The organism is Trueperella bialowiezensis (assembly GCF_900637955.1).
In the GTDB taxonomy this organism is placed as follows: Bacteria; Actinomycetota; Actinomycetes; order Actinomycetales; family Actinomycetaceae; genus Trueperella; species Trueperella bialowiezensis.
The window spans coordinates 1,883,029-1,901,273 of sequence record NZ_LR134476.1; the positions used below are offsets into that span (position 1 = coordinate 1,883,029).

General features: G+C 58.4%; 13 protein-coding genes and 4 tRNA genes. 12 read left to right on the forward strand and 5 right to left on the reverse strand.

Going from position 1 to position 18,245, the window contains the following annotated elements:
- Positions 1-17 precede the first annotated feature (17 nt).
- Entirely contained in the window at positions 18-548 is a 531-nt protein-coding gene (locus EL234_RS08525; protein WP_126417049.1) for a DUF4916 domain-containing protein, read from the reverse strand.
- Positions 549-659: 111 nt separating this feature from the next.
- On the opposite strand from EL234_RS08525, the gene EL234_RS08530 reads away from it, so the two are divergent.
- The 3 genes from EL234_RS08530 (at position 660) to EL234_RS08540 (ending at position 1,630) form a co-directional block, all read left to right on the forward strand.
- Complete coding sequence (locus EL234_RS08530) at positions 660-974, forward strand: hypothetical protein (protein WP_126417050.1); 315 nt, start codon at positions 660-662, stop codon at positions 972-974.
- Positions 975-983: 9 nt separating this feature from the next.
- A complete protein-coding gene (locus EL234_RS08535; RefSeq protein ID WP_126417051.1) occupies positions 984-1,469 on the forward strand; it encodes a peroxiredoxin in 486 nt (161 codons plus the stop codon).
- A 79-nt stretch (positions 1,470-1,548) separates the two neighbouring features.
- Positions 1,549-1,630, forward strand: a tRNA-Leu gene (locus EL234_RS08540).
- A 146-nt stretch (positions 1,631-1,776) separates the two neighbouring features.
- Here the strand turns inward: EL234_RS08540 and EL234_RS08545 are convergent.
- A complete protein-coding gene (locus tag EL234_RS08545) occupies positions 1,777-3,033 on the reverse strand; it encodes an amidohydrolase family protein (RefSeq protein ID WP_126417052.1) in 1,257 nt (418 codons plus the stop codon).
- Between the two features lie 93 nt (positions 3,034-3,126).
- Here EL234_RS08545 and EL234_RS08550 point away from each other — a divergent pair, with 93 nt between their 5' ends.
- The gene (locus tag EL234_RS08550) at positions 3,127-4,497 is read left to right on the forward strand and encodes a UTP--glucose-1-phosphate uridylyltransferase (protein ID WP_126417053.1); all 1,371 of its coding nucleotides are present in this window, start codon (positions 3,127-3,129) and stop codon (positions 4,495-4,497) included.
- Between the two features lie 28 nt (positions 4,498-4,525).
- Positions 4,526-5,284 carry a fumarylacetoacetate hydrolase family protein gene (locus EL234_RS08555; protein WP_126417054.1) on the forward strand — a complete coding sequence of 253 codons (759 nt, stop codon included), beginning with the start codon at positions 4,526-4,528 and terminating at the stop codon, positions 5,282-5,284.
- A 54-nt stretch (positions 5,285-5,338) separates the two neighbouring features.
- Here EL234_RS08555 and EL234_RS08560 read toward each other — a convergent pair whose 3' ends face one another.
- Positions 5,339-6,523 carry a MalY/PatB family protein gene (locus tag EL234_RS08560; RefSeq protein WP_126417055.1) on the reverse strand — a complete coding sequence of 395 codons (1,185 nt, stop codon included), beginning with the start codon at positions 6,521-6,523 and terminating at the stop codon, positions 5,339-5,341.
- Between the two features lie 33 nt (positions 6,524-6,556).
- Here EL234_RS08560 and gltX point away from each other — a divergent pair, with 33 nt between their 5' ends.
- The gene (gltX, locus tag EL234_RS08565; protein ID WP_126417056.1) at positions 6,557-8,044 is read left to right on the forward strand and encodes a glutamate--tRNA ligase; all 1,488 of its coding nucleotides are present in this window, start codon (positions 6,557-6,559) and stop codon (positions 8,042-8,044) included.
- A gap of 69 nt (positions 8,045-8,113) precedes the next feature.
- Here the strand turns inward: gltX and EL234_RS08570 are convergent, their stop codons facing one another.
- The gene (locus tag EL234_RS08570) at positions 8,114-9,280 is read right to left on the reverse strand and encodes a hypothetical protein (protein WP_126417057.1); all 1,167 of its coding nucleotides are present in this window, start codon (positions 9,278-9,280) and stop codon (positions 8,114-8,116) included.
- A gap of 171 nt (positions 9,281-9,451) precedes the next feature.
- Here EL234_RS08570 and EL234_RS08575 point away from each other — a divergent pair.
- From EL234_RS08575 to EL234_RS08585, 3 genes are all read left to right on the forward strand, one after another.
- A tRNA-Gln gene (locus EL234_RS08575) sits at positions 9,452-9,523 on the forward strand.
- A gap of 30 nt (positions 9,524-9,553) precedes the next feature.
- A tRNA-Glu gene (locus tag EL234_RS08580) sits at positions 9,554-9,626 on the forward strand.
- A gap of 93 nt (positions 9,627-9,719) precedes the next feature.
- Positions 9,720-9,792: transfer RNA gene (locus EL234_RS08585), tRNA-Glu, on the forward strand.
- A 399-nt stretch (positions 9,793-10,191) separates the two neighbouring features.
- Here EL234_RS08585 and EL234_RS08590 read toward each other — a convergent pair.
- Positions 10,192-11,670, reverse strand: a complete 1,479-nt coding sequence (locus tag EL234_RS08590; protein ID WP_126417058.1) for an alpha/beta hydrolase — start codon at positions 11,668-11,670, stop codon at positions 10,192-10,194.
- 284 nt (positions 11,671-11,954) lie between these two features.
- On the opposite strand from EL234_RS08590, the gene EL234_RS08595 reads away from it, so the two are divergent.
- The 3 genes from EL234_RS08595 to EL234_RS08605 are packed head-to-tail and all read left to right on the forward strand — an operon-like array spanning position 11,955 to position 18,229.
- On the forward strand, positions 11,955-15,584 hold the full coding sequence (locus EL234_RS08595) for a hypothetical protein (protein ID WP_126417059.1): 3,630 nt from the start codon (positions 11,955-11,957) through the stop codon (positions 15,582-15,584).
- 41 nt (positions 15,585-15,625) lie between these two features.
- A complete protein-coding gene (locus EL234_RS08600) occupies positions 15,626-17,263 on the forward strand; it encodes a SpaH/EbpB family LPXTG-anchored major pilin (protein WP_126417060.1) in 1,638 nt (545 codons plus the stop codon).
- Positions 17,264-17,287: 24 nt separating this feature from the next.
- Positions 17,288-18,229, forward strand: coding sequence for a class C sortase (locus EL234_RS08605; RefSeq protein WP_126417061.1), 942 nt, complete (start codon positions 17,288-17,290; stop codon positions 18,227-18,229).
- Positions 18,230-18,245: the final 16 nt, after the last annotated feature.

Below are 18,245 nucleotides of genomic sequence, written 5' to 3' on the forward strand. Positions count from 1 at the left end.
CCTGGCTGCAGCCGTCGTTACACCCAGCCAAGCGATGCCAGTGCGGCTTTAACGATGCCCACGTGCTTGGGCAAGATTTCCCGCTGCAAATCGGGCGTGAGTAGCTCTCCGGGAGTAAACCAGTTGACCTCAAGCGAATCGGAGGCCGGCTTGCAGTCGCCCATGACCGGAATGATGTACGCCAAGGACACGGCGTGCTGACGCGGATCATGCCAGCCTTCACCCGGGGTGGGGAAGTATTCAGCAACCATGAACGGCACGGTACTGGCCGGCAACTGGGGGAGCGCCATCTGGCCGAGGTCTTTATCAAGGTGGCGAATGAGGGCGTCGCGAATCGTCTCATGATAGAGCACGCGCCCGGACACGAGGGATCTGGTCAGCCCGTCGGCCTCAACGGTTAGCAGCAGTCCGACGGAGTCGAGTGAGCCGTCGTCGTTAAGCTTGACCGGGACGGCGTCCACGTACAGGATCGGCACTTTCCTGCGCACAAAACTTAAATCTTCTGGCGACAGCCACGGTCCCATATCTCCGGATGCCACTTCACTCATGGTTTCATTGTGCCAGCATCACGCCAGGCCGTGGCCGTGTCACGGCACGTATTAGCCACCGGTGAACGAGCCAATGGTGCAGGCGCGGCCCGATTGTGGAAGAGTTGGCGTGTGCACAAGTACGAACGTCCCCTTTTGATCGTGGCGATAATTTTCATGATCGCCATGGCCGTCATCGGCTGGTATACAGTGGTGCGGGTCAAGTTTGAACCAGCAGTGGTGACAGCCGCCGTCATTGGCTCCGTAGCAACCGGTGGAGGCATCTATGGCATGTCCCGCGACTCCGCCTATTTCGTAGCGGGTGGAGCGCTCGGAGCCGGCCTGTTGTTCCCGACCACGTTCGGCTACATTCCAATGATCATCGGCTTCGTACTTTTCATTCTGATCGTTTCACTGCGCATGTTTACCAGCACATTCGAGAACTGAGAGGACCACATGGCAACCACACAACGACTCGACGTGGGCGATATCGCTCCCGATTTCACCCTGGCCACACCCGATGGCGAGGTCACGCTGTCGGAGGAGGTCAAGAAGGCCGACGCCGGAGTTGTCGTCTACTTCTACCCCAGGGCGATGACCCCGGGCTGCACGAAAGAAGCCTGCGACTTTCGGGATAGCGAAAACTCGCTCAAATCAGCCGGCTATACGGTGATCGGGATTTCGCCGGACTCAGTAGAGTCGCTTCGCAAGTTCACCGACAAGGAGTCGCTCAACTTCCCACTTGCCTCCGATCCGGACAAGGTCGTCATGCGAGCCTATGGCGCGTTCGGCAAGAAGAATAGCTACGGCCGGCTGCTCGAGGGTGTCATCCGTTCCACTGTAGTGGTTGATACGGATGGCAAGGTTAAGCTCGCGAAGTACAACGTGAAAGCCACCGGGCACGTGGCACGCCTGCGCCGCGAGCTCGGTATCGACTCGTAAATCTACGAAACGTGCGTGCCCAATTGCACCCGGCCGGGATTACGCTCAAGCCGGCTAAACCGGTATGCTGTACCGGTACGCGCGAGTGGCGGAATTGGCAGACGCGCTGGATTTAGGTTCCAGTGTCTTCGGACGTGTGGGTTCAAGTCCCACCTCGCGCACCGAACTTGTTGCTGCTCCCGGGGTACCTGTTACGTTCCGGGGGTACCAAATCCGGCGATTTGTCTACCCCGGGAACGCAACGTGTACCCCGGGAATCGGCGCACGTGAGAGACCGCCGCGGCTAAGCCTGCGGTGATCAGCTCTCTTAGATGCTGGGCAGTTCCAGATCCTTGTCTATCGTGATCGAGCGTTGGAAGATGGTCTTGCCGCGGCGAACCGAGCGGAGCACGTCTGCACGTTGGCGTACCGCCTCGAGCGCGTTGGGTGCGTTGAGGACGATGAAGTTCGCATCCTTACCAACTTCGATGCCGTAGATGTCTTCGATCGATAGGGTCTTGGCACCGTTGTAGGTAATGAGATCGAGTCCGACTTCCATGTCGTCAAAGCTCATGATTTGCGCCAAGTGGAGCGTGTTGTCGAGGACGTTCATGAGGTTGCCGTTGCCCGCGGGATACCACGGATCGACGATCGAATCCTGTCCGCACGAGACGTTGATGCCTTCCTCAAGGAATTCCTTCACGCGGGTCAGGCCGCGGCGTTTCGGGTAGGTGTCGGCGCGGCCTTGTAGGTAGGCGTTCTCGGTTCCTTGCGCCGTGAAGTTGATGCCGGACTTGCGGAAGAGTCCCATCATGCGGAAGGCATAGGCGTCATCAACGGATCCGAACGAGCAGGTGTGCGAGGCGGTTGTACGCGGGCCGTAATCATCGGCGAGCACACGCGCGTTCAGTAGTTCCACGAAGCGTGACATCGGATCATCGGTTTCGTCGCAGTGGACGTCGATGAGCTTGTCATATTTGAGTGCGAGGTCGACGGTTTTGTGCACGCTTTCTTCACCGTATTGGCGCGCCCATTCTGAGTGGGGGATACCGCCGACGACGTCGGCCCCCATCTTGAGCCCTTCTTCCACGAGTTCGGCCCCGCGCGGGTAGTTGTGCATGCCTTCTTGTGGGAAGGACACGATCTGGATGGTCACGGTGTCTTTGAGTTCTTCACGCAGTTCGAGCATGGCTTGCATGCCGATGAGCTCGGGATCGGTGACGTCAATGTGCGTGCGAATGTATTGGACGCCGTGGATCATTTCTTCGCGAATGCCGCGTAGCGCTCTGCGTTTGACGTCCTCGATGGTCTGATTCTTCTTGATGTGCGACCACCGCTCGATCCCCTCGAACAGGGTGCCTGATACGTTGTCGGCTGCTTCGTCGTCGCGCCCTGTTCCCACGTAGTCCAAGTGGAGGTGCGAATCGACGTAGGGTGGTGCCACGAGCATGCCGTCGAGGTCAACGGTTTCGTCGGCATCGGGAAGGTTGCTTCCGATCTGGGAAAACTTGCCGTCTTCCACGAGGATTTCGGTTGCCTCTGGTTGGCGGTAAACGCTGAGGTTCGTAAATTTTATGGTAGCCATGATGACCTTCTTCTGTTAATTGATATAGTGAATCCGCGTCTTTGCACAACTATGCTACGCTGAATCCGCCGGTTGCGGATGAGGAGGTCCTTGATGGGCAATGCCAGCGGGTTGGGTGAGTTTACCGAGGCGCTCGAGGCAAATCTGCAGAAAATGCGCGCCGATGGGCAAAGCGAAACGGTCCGCCAGGTGTTCAGCAACTATTTTGGGCAGATAGTGCGCGGGCAGACCGGTTTGATCGCAGAAGAGACGATCAGTCCGCTGGTTGATATCGACGCCGTTGACGATTCGGCCGAACGTGAAGACGACGTGCATGCGCTTGGCCGTACCGTGTTCCTGAAACTCAATGGCGGGCTTGGCACGTCGATGGGTTTAGACAAGGCGAAATCTTTGCTCCCGGTCCGTAGCGGTAAAACGTTCCTTGACATCATGACCGCCCAGGTGCGTGATGCCCGGCAGCGTTCGGGGTCGTTCATTCCGCTCATGTTCCTCAACTCGTTTCGCACGCGAGAAGACACGTTAGACGTGTTGGCTGCGGACATGCACGGTGATCTTCCGATTGATCTGCTGCAAAACCGTGAGCCGAAGATTTTGGCAGACACGCTGTATCCCGTGCAGTGGGAGAAGAATCCTGATCTCGAATGGTGCCCGCCCGGGCACGGCGATATTTATACGGCCATGTTCGATTCTGGCATTCTTGATGATCTCCTTGCCGCGGGTTATCGCAACCTCATGACCTCTAATTCCGATAACCTGGGCGCGTATCCGAGCGGCCGGCTCGCGGCTTGGTTTGAAGAGTCCGGTTCGCAGTGTTCGCTGGAAGTGTGCGAACGAAGCCCGGCTGACCGGAAAGGCGGCCATTTGGCGGTTCGCAACGACGACGGCCGGGTCATTCTCCGCGATAGAGCCCAAACGTCTGCCGACGATATGGCGCACTTTACCGACATTGACCGGCATCCTTATTTCAACACGAACAACATGTGGTTCAACATCGAAGCGCTACGTGACCTGCTTCGGACCACGGGCGGGTTGGTCGATCTGCCGGTTATCCGCAATCACCAGACCGTCGACCCCACGGATCCCAACTCTCCGCAGGTTATCCAGATTGAATGCGCGATGGGTGCGATCGTCGAAAAATTCGAGCACGCCAAACCCATTGTTGTGGGCCGTGAACGTTTCATTCCCGTGAAGACCACGAATGATCTCATGGTCATCCGGTCAGACCTGTTTACGATGGATGAGCGCTCGCGGCTTCATCAGGTGGGGAAGAAAATTCCGTACGTGGATTTGGATCCGCGGTTCTACAAGTTTATTGCTGATTTTGATCGGCGTGTTCGCCACGTGCCGTCCTTGCTGGAATCGGAATCGTTGGTGGTGCGCGGCGAGTGGTTCTTCGACGGCGGGCACGTATCGGGGCAGGTCGAGCTGGTTAACGACGCCGCAGAACCCCGCCACTTCAGCTAGACGTCCGCGGCGCGCTAAGCTTGGGCGTATGAAGATTGCGCGCCTATCTCTTGCTCAAGGTCCTCGTTTTGCGATGGTTGATGAGGACACCGGTAACTACATTGTTCTTGCTGATGATCCGTTGTATTCGGAGGTGAGCCCCACAGGGCAGGTGGTCGCTCCGGCGGATGCGAACCTGGTCTCTCCGATGATTCCGCGGTCGAAGGTGATTGGTTTTGGGGACAACTACAATCGCCCTGATTACCGGCCTGACCCGGACGTGTTGCCCACGTGCTTTTTGAAGCCGAACACCGCCGTCGTCGGCCCGAACGTACCGATTACGATCCCGGAGTGGGCGGGGGACGTGCGCCACGAAGCCGAGCTGGCCGTTGTGATCTCGCGGATTGCGAAGGATGTGCCACTCGAGCGGGTCGACGACGTCATCTTTGGCTATACGGTGGCCAACGACGTCGGTGATCTTGCCGCGCAAGCATCCGATCCGCAGTGGGCGCGGGCGAAGGGCTTCGATACGTCGTGTCCGATTGGGCCGGTGATTGTGACGGACCTGGACACGGCAAACCTCGAGATTACGCTCGCGGTCAATGGTGAGGTGCGCGGGCGGGGCACTACGGCTGATTTGGTACGTAATGCGCGCGAGCTTGTTGTGCTCGCCTCGCAGATGTTTACCTTGCTGCCTGGCGACGTGATTTTGACGGGCAGCCCGTTCCCTGCTGTTGCGGCCGCGCCGGGCGACGACGTCGTGTGCACCGTTGAGGGAATCGGCGAACTGCGCAACCCGGTCGTCTAGGCCGGAAGTGGCGTCCATCCTTGTCACGGCTAGGATCGGCCGCGCGGCCGAGCGTTAGCCCTCGAGTGCGGCCGTCATTCTGCCGAGCGCGTCTTCCAAGATCGGGCGCGGCGTGGCCAGGATGATGCGTGCGAACGCTTCATAGCCTTTGCCGCACGCGGCCCCGGGAGTGAGCACGACGCCGGTGTGCTCGGCCAGCCATTCGGCGATCTGCTTGCCGCCGACAGAGCCGCCCCTGTCTGCCAGCGCGCCCGCCTCGAGCGCGTCGGTGAAGTCGAGCCAGCCAATATAGGTGCCTTCGATGTGCGGTGCCCACACGCCCGGCCAGCCTGCCACGGCTGCGGCGAAAAGATCGCGGTTGCCGCGTAGATAGTCCAGTAGTGCTGCTCGCCAAGCTTCGCCTTCGGTGTAGGCGGCGACGGCGGCAGCGGCGCCCACCGTTGACGTGATCGAGTCTGCCCAGCCTAGGTAGGGCTCGAGGCGGCGGACGTGATCCGGATTTGAAATGACGAGCTGGGCACATTTCAAGCCAGGGATCGACCAGCCCTTAGAGGCGGCCACCGCGGTGACGGTGTGCGAGGCCGCCACCTCAGACACCGACGCGTAAGGAATGTGTTCGCCCTCGAGAACGAGCGGGGCGTGGATATCGTCGGAGAACACGATGGCATCCGGAAATTCAGCCACCACCTCAGAGAGCTCACGCAGTTCTTCGCGCGTGTAGACCCGCCCAGTGGGATTGGCCGGGTTGACGAGCATGAGCGCCTGCGCGCCACGTTCGAAACCGGCACGAATACCGTCAAGGTCGAGCCGGTAGCGCCCGCCCTCGAGCACACAGGGTACTTCGATCATCTCGCGGCCCATCGCCGGGATCAGGGAGGTGAACCCCATGTAAGCCGGGGTGGGCAAGATGGCGGGCGAGCCCGGCGTCGTTAACTGGTCGAGGACCACGCGAGCCGAGGAGACGACGTCGGGAACCGCCCGGACTTGCTCAGGCCGCGGCGCCCACGCCGTATTCTTCGCAAGCCAGCCCGCCGTCGCCTCTTGCAGATCACGTTTCGCGCTGGCTGAGCGGTAGCCGATGCCGGGGGAGTCAGCGTACTGGCGTAACACGCGGCGAATGGGTTCGGCGAGCCCCAAATCCATTTCGGCGACGAACATGCCAATCGAATCCGGGCTGCCCGCCCACTTGAGGTTGCCGGAGGACCGCAGCTGATCGATGGTGATGTCGTCAAAATTCATGTTTCTACTTTAGCGCGGTAGTCTAGGACTACTATGAGCACACCACATGTACGCGTTCGTTTTTGTCCATCTCCTACCGGCACCCCGCACGTGGGGTTGATCCGCACCTGTCTGTTTAACTGGGCGTATGCGCGCCACACGGGCGGCACGTTCATTTTCCGTATCGAGGATACGGATCAGGCGCGTGACTCGGAGGAGTCGTACCAGCAGTTGCTGGAGTCGTTGCGCTGGTTGGGTTTGGACTGGGATGAGGGCGTTGAGGTTGGCGGCCCGCATGAGCCGTATCGGCAGTCGCAGCGGATGGATATTTACGCGGACGTCGCCCGTCAGTTGGTGGAGGCTGGCTACGCGTATGAATCGTTTACGACGCCGGAGGAAACCGAGGCTCGCCATGTTGCGGCTGGTCGTAACCCCAAGTTGGGGTATGACGGGTTTGACCGCGACCTGACCGAGGAACAGAAGGCGGCTTATCGCGCGGAAGGCCGCGAGCCCGTGCTACGCATGCGCATGCCGGATGAGGACATCACGTTTACGGATATTGTGCGTGGGGACGTCACCTTCAAGGCGGGTACGGTGCCCGATTACGTGATCGTGCGTGCGAACGGCCAGCCGCTCTACACGCTGACGAATCCGGTGGATGACGCGATGACGGAAGTGACGCACATTTTGCGTGGCGAAGACCTGCTGTCGTCTACTCCGCGGCAGATCGTGCTCTACCACGCGCTGCTCGAGCTGGGGATCGCGAAAGTGATCCCGGAGTATGGGCACCTGCCGTACGTCATGGGTGAGGGCAACAAGAAGCTCTCCAAGCGTGACCCGGAGGCCAACCTGCTGCTGCACCGCGAGCGTGGAATGATCCCCGAGGGTCTGCTGAATTATTTGGGTCTGCTCGGCTGGTCGGTTGCTGCTGACCGTGACCTATTTGACCGGGATGAGATGATCGAAAAGTTTGACGTATACGACGTCAACCCGAACCCGGCGCGTTTTGACGACAAGAAGGCAGTAGCGATCAACGCGGAGCACATTCGCCGTCTGGACGTTGAGGATTTGCGGGAGCGGTTGACTCCTTACCTGCATCGCGACGGCGTGGTCTCCGCTGCCGAGTATGGCAAGCTGTCCGAGCGCGAACAGTACCTCGTTGATGAGGCGACGCCGTTAGTCCAGACTCGGATTCAGTTGCTCGGCGAAGCGCCGGCACTGATGGCGTTCTTGTTTAAAGACGGCGAAGACCTGGCGTATGACGAAAAGGCCGTAGGCAAACTTCGCGACACAGCTCCGGCGGTGCTCGATGCGGCCATTGATGCGTTCGGTGAGCTGTCTGAGTGGAGTATCGACGCTATTCGCGCTGCCATGGACGAGCACGTGATCTCTGCTCTTGAGGTCAAACCACGCTTTGCCTATCAGCCGCTGTTTGTGGCGATGACGGGGACCAACGTGTCACTTCCCGTGGTTGATTCCATGGTGATCTTGGGGCAAGACGAGACTCTGGCGCGTCTGCGGCGTTTCCGCGCCACGCTCTAAGTGCGGGGTACTGCGCTCTGGTTCTAACTCGTCGTGGGTTGGTTCGCAGCGAGCTGGGGTACTGCGGGGTTAGTGCGCCGCGGGATCGGTGAAATAGATTGTTGATCCCGGCGTCCAGCCCGTGAGCATGGCTGTGCCGCGCAGTTCGCCGGTGGGCGAGTTGCCGAGCTCGCTGGCAGTCGAACTAGCCGGCACGTTAACCCTGACAGGCACGTAGGCAAGGTGCATGGCGGCAGGTACGCTGAGCCGTACGCCGTCGTAATCTTGAGCGACGCCGCGCCAGTCCACACCCACGCTGATGGGCGCGTCGTTGCCAGCCCAGTCGTCGTAGAGCCCCGCAGCTTCAGGATCGGCAATGCGGGCTGGGTAGCGTTCGACGAGGGCCTTCACGGATGCGACGTCGGTGAACTCGTAAACTCGCAGGCCGGGGCGAAGGAGGCGGGCGTGTTGGGCGATGGGGAAGTCGCCGGCGTCGTCGCCATACACGTTGCCGGTGGATTCGACGGGTACCGCGCCCACGTCGTCGTCCGGATCGTCTGGATCGGTGAAGTGGTCGGCGACTTCGGGGTCGTAGGCGATCCAGACGGGTGCCGGCATCTGCGAGCTTGCCCACCACTGAATATCGGAGACTGTAGGCGCGACGCCAGGCGCGGAGTCGTTAGAGAACGTGGCTGTGGAATCCGTGCGGTGCTCCACGTATGCTACGCGCGGGAAGGCGTGCCACTGTTCTAAGCCGGGAAGTGCGAGCAGGTCAGCCAGGTACGCGTCTGCTTGCTGGCGCTGTTCGGCAGAAGCAAGCGAATCGACGGCGATGTCCAACCAGTGGGTGCCGAACGCGTAGCTAACCGACGCGTCAGAAAATGCGCACTTGACTACGGGCGGGGATATTGCCCGTGCGTCGAGCGCCGCGCGCACCCACATCAAGACCGCATCGACGTAGCTGTGCACGAAATCTTGAACGTCGGCGAGCTGGGCGTCAGGTTGGAGATCCTTCGAGATCCCCAACTGCGCCTGCGTAACATCTCCAAGGAATGCAAGAAAACTTTGAGCTGTGCTCGGCTCGGGCTCAGGAAGCAGATCAATAAAAGGAATATCCGGAAGTTCGCATGCCCAGGGCGATTCCGGCGGAAGTGCCCGCGCGACCTGGCGTACCGTACACCTGCCTTGGATGCCCCGATGGACGGGTAGCTGGGTGGGGTGCCAATCGCGAACCTTACGGTGCTTGTTGGCGGGCATGGATTCTCCTTGCATGAACGTGGCGATGTGGCGCCCGTGTGGGCATGTTTTCAGCATATAGAAGACCACAGTGCAGATGGTGAGTACATTCACGTGTGCGTGAGTTTGCCACAAAGAGGGCAGATGCGTAAGATAAATATCCGTTGCCCTCCAGTAGGAGGCGCGCCATATTGGGGTATGGTGTAATTGGCAGCACGAGTGATTCTGGTTCATTTAGTCTAGGTTCGAGTCCTGGTACCCCAGCGATCGAAAGATCATGCGGTTAGCGCATAGGCCCCGTTCGTCTAGCGGCCTAGGACGCCGCCCTCTCACGGCGGTAACACCGGTTCAAATCCGGTACGGGGTACAAGTCAAAAGCAATATATTCATCGGATGTTTCTGAGTGAGATTGCCTTTTGACTCGGTGATGATCCGCTCTCGTGGTGGAAAGTCATGGCGGGCCCCGTTCGTCTAGCGGCCTAGGACGCCGCCCTCTCACGGCGGTAACACCGGTTCAAATCCGGTACGGGGTACGGCTAAGTGGCTCCCGGACCAACGTCCGGGAGCCTTTCGCTTGAGGGTGTCCTCGTGGAAACTAACAAGTCGATTTTCCGAAACCGAGCACCTAAGTGTGGCGAACTCGAAATCTTGGCCTTTTTGCTCAGTGCCAATTAGGTTGCCCGCAATCGGAAATACACGTGACTGGATGCCCGTGTTTTTTGGCTTGGAATGGCCGATGGGCTGAAGGATGAAAAGTATATTGCGCAATGCAATCAAAATGCAATCTACTTTTGTTTCTGCTGATGCATCCGCGTTCCCGGGGTACCTGTTTCGTTCCCGGGGTATCGAATCCGGCGATTTGTCTACCCCGAGAACAGAACGTGTACCCCCGGAATGAAGAATCAAACATTCCGGGAAGTTACACAAAGGGCTCACAGCAGGCTTCGAGGCGTGATTTTCACGAGGAAGCCCCATAGGTCTGCCGGTGAGCCGATGGTTCCGATTGCGTGGTTGATTGCCATGCCGATTCCGAGGGTGACCGCCGCAATTCCGATGATTACTGGCAGGAGGTCCATCAGTAAGCGCCCTGTTTGGGCAAGGCGGCCATCACGCCGGGCGTCGGGACTACTTTCGCGGGCGCTGGTTTCAAGAACCAGTTCGTGCGAAGCCAGTGCGTCCGGCTGCCGGTAGTACCGTAATCTCCAGATAAGAGTTACCGCCCACAGCGCAAAGGCTGCTGCCACGATGGTGTAGACCGCGTAGATGGACTGGTGGAAGGGAGCTTCGGCGGTGACGTCGGCGTTGGAGGATTCCGCTTGTTTGGCGGCGATTTGGCCGAGCCAGTCGACGACGCGGGGGAATTCTTTTTCCCAGTACACCCACCCGTGGCCGCCGCTGGGTTCGTAGTGGAGGGTGATAACGCCGTCGCCGGGGTCGATGTGACCGAGGTTTTCGACGAGTTTGTTGGCGTCGAGATCAGCTCCCGATGATGAGGCGAGGATTTGTGGGTGTTCCATTTTCGCGATCATGTTAGACAGCGTGTATTCGGCTTTGATTCTGGGGGAGGCGTTTTGTAGTGAGCCGACGACGGGTACGTCGTAGCCGGAGAATATCATCGCGGTTTTGAAAACGTCTTGTGCGATGACGCCCATGACGCCGGCGCAGTAGGCGCCTGACGAGTAGCCGCCGATGGCCCACTTTGCTGGATCGTGGCTGACGGGGAAGTTTGCTTTGATCATCGTGGGAACGTCGCGTGCTACCCAGGTGCCGCATTTGGGGCGGTTGACGGTGTCGATGCAGTCTGGTTCTTGGTCGTCGATTCGCAGCTGGGGGAGGACGACCATGGTGGGTGGGAGTTTGCCGGAGTCGATTGCCTCTGCCATGACTTTGTCCATGTTGAGTGCTTCGGGTACGGGGTGGGGTTTGCCTGGGTGCCCGTGCAGGAGCGTGAGGACGTTCAGGTTGCTCATGTTCTGCCATCCGTCGGGTAGCCAGACGACGACGTTAGACTCAATGCCCGATTGTGGGCCTTTCCAGGTGACGACTTTGTATTCGCCGCGGGGGGCGCCTTTGCTTGGCACGCTGTCTCCAGCGGGGATGAAGTCCGCGTGGTAGGCGGGGTCTGCTGCTGCGGTTTCGGGGTCGATGGCGGGTGCTATGCCTTGTGGCACTGCGACTGCGTCTGTGCCTTTGAGCCAGTCAGCTAGTTGTTGCCAGGTGAACACGAATTGGCCTTCGCGGTTGGCGAGGATACCAATGCCGCCCATGGCCATCGTGCCGGCTAGCACGGTGGCGAGCACGGCTCGAAGCGGACGGTGTTTGCGAATGGCGACGACGGCAATCACAGCGCAGATCACAATAAGTAGGCATAGGAGCCCGAAGAGTGAACGGGAGGCAGGTCCAAAAGTCATAAGGTCTTTTTTACTCTCGTATTATTCGGCGATGATCATCCTCGAGTTGTATAAATATTCGAGCGCGATCAACCGTACGTTAGCGCTCTGTCAGCCGTTCATTTGTTGCAGGTAAAACTGCAGGTGGGAGGGGGTGTTGGGAAAAAATTTGTCTTCGAGTTATGGCGGCGTATATGATACTTCTAGTTTCGAGTAGTCGGCCTATGCTTTTGGCTGATTGTTCACAAGTTTTAGACACGCTTTTCATGGGTGATCCGATGCGTGTTGCACTGGTGAGGAGGGGCATGGCTAAGGTCAGCTCACGGTCTGGTCGGTACACAAGGTTGGCGACGCCGTGGCGTGCGGTTTTCGCGGTTGTTCTTTCTGTGTTCCTCATGTTAACGATTTTTCAGGGAAGTTTTGCCGTTAGTGCGCCATTAGAAGGTGCGGACGAGAATTCTCAGACCTCCGAAAATCCCGCGGGAGGGGGATTAAGTTCTGACCCTGCACCGGTAGACGACACCAGTCCGGCCGACGACGCCGAGGCGCCGGAAGCCCCCGCGCCCGTTCAGCAAGAACAAGAGGCGGAAGCACTTGAACCTGCTTCTTCTCAAGCTGACATCCTCGAGCAGGGCAGATATTCCTTGGAACAGGGGCCTGCCCTATCAGCGCATTCTCGCGGTGCGCAGCAGATGGGCTTTTCGGGCACGTCGCGGAGCGCGAATGCGCTGAGCTGTGATCCGGGCGTCTACTACGGGCTGAGCTTGGACGACGGCCAGGTGTGGAAGCTCACCGGCGGCGGTGCTAAGGGAACAGATCCTGAACGTGTTTTCACGATGCAGGATCCCAACAGTCCGAAGAGGAACGGCAAGTACAACGGCTTGGCTGTAGGAGATAACGGCAAAGTCGCATACGCCTACAATATTCAAAAGCAGCGTAACTCGTCGCCGTTTTTAGAGATTTATCGCTGGGATGCGGCCAGTAACGAGACCAAAAAGGTCTTTGACGCCCGATATAACCTTGGCGGCATTGGGAATAACTTCTATCTGATCGCTGGTGGCATGTCGCCGAACAAGGATGGCAAGTTCTACTTTGGCGGCTATAAAACCGTTGACAAAGATGTCGGGGAATATCGATACGACAGATGGGGAAATAGGTACTGGCATAGATTTTACTGGCAGTACTCAGTTTATTTCCATCTCTACGAGTTTTCGCACAATCCGAGTGGCCATGGGGTTGTGCGACACGTTGGTCTTGTCGAGGTCGATTCTTTCCGGCGGAATTGGGATAGTCACTTAGACCCGACAAGTTATTCAACGAATGGCGATCTGGCGTTCGACGCTCAGGGCAACATGATGATCCTGTACCACAACGCCACCACCGGAGACGGCCGCCTTGTGACTGTGCGCAAGGCAGCTCTCGACGCGGCGATTGCCGACCCAGGCAAGGCTATCGCTACAGCTCCGCTACCGAAAAAGAATCCTTACGGGACGTGGGCAAGCGGCGGGGTAATGTTCAACGGCCTTGCGGTGAATCGTGATGGAACCATGGTCGCCGGATACGTGCATTCTGGCGAGACCGCGGTGCGGAAACTCAGTGCGGCGACCGGGGAACAGCTCGGCGAAGATTGGAAACCGGTATCCAAAACCTTGATGACTCAGGGGCAGACGTCTCAGGATTTGGCGTCGTGTAATTTCCCGCCAACGATTCTGGTGGATAAAGATTTTAAGGGGAGAGCTGATTCGAAGGATCAGGCCGAATTGATCCTCGGCACGTCAGACGACATCAATAATCCGTATGTTCAAGTAACCACAGCTGGTACGGAGAACGGCGTGCAGCCAGAGTACATTGGCCCAGCCGTGGTACGAACTGGGCACGACTACTTCATTACAGAGCGTTTCCTTCGTGATGGCACCCCGAGTGCGGATGCTATGAAGAGCTACCAAAAGCAGCTCACGTGTACCATGAGTAAACAGCCAGGTAGCGTTGAACATCTGCCCGTTACACCCCACGTGGTTGGCGAAAACTATGTGACGAATAAGGTCACGATTCCTGCGGAGTTGGCAACAGCTGATTACCCCGAGCCAGCTATCAGTTGCCGATACACGAACACGCCGGTACAGATTGACGTCACGAAGAATTTCGCCGGGCGTGCCGATTCGTCGGACCAGGTGAAACTGGTGCTCAACAACACCCCAGACTTCACTGACCCGCTGGCAGAAGCAACCACGGCAGGTACCGCTACGGGCGTCCAAGATCAAAAGATTGCTCCCACCCCGGTGAGTGCAGGCGGCACCTACTATGTTGCCGAACAGTTCCTTCGGAACGGTCAAGAAGACGGCACCGCATACACGCAATACAACAAGGCATTGACGTGTACGGCCAAGAAAGCCGACGGCACCAGGGTCAACGTAAACACCGCGCCCGCAGATACAAATCCGGCTCAAGGTTTTGTGATCCACAAAGTCACGTTGCCCGCTGATCTCACCGACGGCTCTTATGCTGATCCGGCTGTGAGCTGCCAGTTCACGAACACGCCCGCCACGCTCGAAGTGACTAAGAATTTCGAGGGCAGGCGCGACGTGTCTGATCAGGTGGATTTGATCGTCACCGAGAAAGCACCCGATGATGTGAGCGCACCGCTCGACAACGCCGCGGTAGCTTCGGTGACGACTGCTGGCAACGCTCCGGGCGTGCAAAATCAGAAGATCACGTCGCCGATCAAGGCTGGTACCACCTACTACATCACGGAACGGTTCAAGAGAGACAATGAGGGTGGCCAGCTCGAGGTCAGTGACCAGGCGTTCAACGCTTATGACAAGGAACTGACTTGTACCGTCACGAAAGACGGCGGGCAGCCTCAGGAACTGACTGCCACACCGTATGAGCCGAATCCGGCTGCCACTAATTACCTGACCTACAAGGTTGTTATTCCCGGTCCGAGTGGAACGGCCGGGCTCCCAATACAGTCAGTGAACTGTCAGTTCACCAATACGCCGAGGTCAAATCTGACGCTCGTCAAGATCGTCGAGGATGAGCCGACGTACGGGATCCTTGAGGCGGCCGATCCGAGCGAGTTCAAGCTCCGCGCCCAAAAGGAAGGCGCAACCGACTACGCCGTTGACGCTTCCCCTACGGACGATGCCTCGCTGTACGGAAACGCGAAATCGGTGACTGTTGAGAACCTCAGTGCGGGAACCTACACGCTCAGCGAGGTCATCCCTGACACGCGGCCGTATTACGAGCAGGATCTGTCTTACGATTGGACGTGTGAACCCTATGGATTCGCCATGCAAAGCCACGGTAGTTTGCTACAAAGCCGCGGCCGTTTATTCGAAGCCAAGGGCGACGGCACAGCAACCGTCAATCTCCCGTCAGACATTGATGTTATCTGCTTCGTTACTAACACGACGTCGGCAATTACCGTTCTCAAGGACTTCCCAACCGGAGACCCAGCGCAGATTAAACTCAGTGCAACTCCGGACGCGGGGGATGACGGCCAACCTGTACCTAACTTGCCGAAGCTTGACAACGTTGCGGGAAGCAACGAGCCGAATCAGGCGAACACGATGTTCGTCAAACCCGGGCACAAGTACACGCTCTCCGAAACGTCCGACGTCGCATACCTCTACAACAACCTTGAGGTCTATATAGGCGATCCGAAGAACCCGTATGACTCGTCGAGCTGGGACGATCCAGACGTGTGGGAGTCCGTCGTTGACGAATACGGCAATCCCACAACCGTCGTGTCAACAGACTACCCAGGGGAACACAAGATTTACCGATTCGTCAACACCAACCCGTCAGTGCCTGGAATGCCGCTAACGGGCGGGATGAGTCGGGACGCATTCCTGATCGGCGCAGCAGCGCTGGTCGTGATAGGAGCTACTGCGATCACCGCCACTTGGTGGTGGCGGAGGCGCACCACCAAGTAGGGCTAATTCGTTAGTCATCACAACACAGAAAGAGAAAGATAATGAGATCGACAAGGAGCCTTCGTAAAGGCTTTGCTGTCGCGGTCACGGCCGCGCTAGCATTCGGCGGTGCAATCGCTGCCGGTAGCGCCGCATACGCCGTACCCGATAACATCAATCCGGACACACCACGGTCCCTTACCATTCACAAGCACGAGACAAAGGGCAACACGGCGGCGAAGCCGGACGGCACCGGAAACGTTGAAGGCGACGCGATCGCCGACGTGCAGTTCACGCTCTACGAAATCACCAACGTCGATTTGAACACGCACGCTGGCTGGGAAACCCTCTCGTCAACTCTCGGCGCACCGGATGCGGGAACGAACACTGTGCCGACGAACGCGTGTACGGCTGTTGCTACCAACAATTCGTTCACGGTCGATAGCACTGATTTCCAAGTTCAGGAAGTTAAGAAGCTCACTACACTTGCTGATGGTACGGCTACGTGGGGTAACCGCACTGATAACACGGACGCTCCGAAGATTGCCGCATACCTCGTCTGTGAGACGGACGCACCGGCATCCGTCGTCACCCCGGCTCGTCCGTTTGTGATCACCGTTCCGTTCCCGTACGAGGACGCGGCAGCGACCCCGGCTGATCCTGCCAAGGCATCGAAGAAGTGGCTCTACGACGTTCACGCTTACCCGAAGAACGAGCTCGGTGAGATCACGAAGGAAAACGTGAAGCAGGAAGACCTCGGCCTCGGCTCTAACGTGAAGTTCACCGTGACGTCCTCGATCCCGGCTCTGCCCGAGGGCTACGACACGTTCACCCACTACGTGGTGTCCGATAAGTTCGACGATCGTCTCTCGATCGCACTGGATAACGTGGTCGAATCTGTTTCGATCGATAACCAGCCTCTGACGAAGGATGTTGATTACGAAGTCAAGGTTGACGGGCAGACGGCACGCGTCCACTTCATCAATGACGGCCTGACGAAGCTCAAGGATAACCAGGGCAAGAATGTGGTCGTCGTCTTCTCCACCACCGTGACCTCGATCGGTAACGGCACCATCGAAAACGATGCGACCTACTCCTCGAGCCCCGACAAGGGATTCGACCCGTCCAAGCCGGGAACCCCATCTGAAAAGGTCCGTACCAAGTGGGGCGACCTCCGCATCCTGAAGTTTGCAGACAACGATGAGTCGAAGCCGCTTCGCGACGCGAAGTTCCAGATCTTCGAAGCCAAGGATCCGTACCCAACGGATGGCGTGTGCAAGGCCGAAAAGGCTGACGCCGCAATGCCGATCACGGTCGATGGAAAGAACACTTTCGAGTCTGACGAGAACGGCCTAGTGAAGATCTCCGGTCTCTTCGTCTCGTCGATGTACGAGAAGGAAGATGCTTCGGGCGCCGTTGTAACCGAAGGTAAGTCCTCGGATACGCGTTGCTACGTGCTCGAAGAGACCGAGCCGCCTGTTGGATACATCAAGGCTGACGTCCAGCCAGTTAAGGTCACCGCTGGCGAAACTCAGGTTGACACCTACGACCTGAAGGTTGAGAACGTAAAGCCTCTCGTTCCCGGTCTGCCCCTGACGGGTGCAACCGGTAAGCTGATCCTCCTCGGTTCGGCAGGCCTCCTGTTCGTTGCAGCCGGTGGCCTGATCGTGGCGACGGTTCGCCGTCGTAACCAGGCATAACCGCCAGTAGCATCTAGGCAATACGTGAACACAACCCCGATCCGACGCGCATGGAAGCCGTCACCAACCCTAGTGATCGGGGTTGTGTTCGCGTTTGTCGGCCTACTACTCGGCACATACCCCTTCGCCTCCTCGTGGCTCAACGAAGTCAACCAATCCCACGCGGCTAGCCGGTACGTAGAAGAAGTCAGCGACGACTCCCTACAAAAATCCGAACTGGCCAAAGCAGAACAATACAATAAAGCACTCAACATGGGCGTCGACCTGCTCTCCAACGAGCGGATCCCGACGTCGTCAGGCCAACTTGCCGACAACGACCTCGACTACTACTCGATACTCAGCTCCTCACCATCGAAAATCATGTCGCGGCTCCGCATCGAAACGATCGGCGTTGACCTTCCCATCTACCACGGCACCGACGATGACACGCTCCTCAAAGGCGCCGGCCACCTCGAAGGAAGCTCGTTGCCCGTAGGTGGGGAGAACACTCATTCTGTGATCACGGCACACCGCGGCCTTGCGAATGCCACAATGTTCGACAACCTGCCGAAACTCGAAGTTGGCGACACGTTCACACTCGAAACCTTCGGCCGGATCCTCACCTACAAGGTCACGAAAATCTCCACTGTCGAACCCGAAGACACCGAATCACTTCGCGTGGATTCCGGGCACGACCTCGTCACCCTCGTCACATGTACTCCGCTCGGCGTCAACACCCACCGGGTGCTCGTCACCGGCGAACGCATCTGGCCCACCCCAGCCGCAGATTTAGCGCGTGCCGGCGAGCCCACCCACCCCGGATTTCCGATGTGGGCGGTGGTGTTCGTACTCGGAACCGTAGGGCTCGGAGTGTTGCTGTGGAAGCTCGGCTACGAAAAGCCGCGCAGCGAATCCGAAACATACGCAAACAAGCCGGCTAAAGACCAAGCGGACAGGCCCGCCCGGCATCGGGCAGACGCCTGCTAAACGCCCGGCAAGCAAG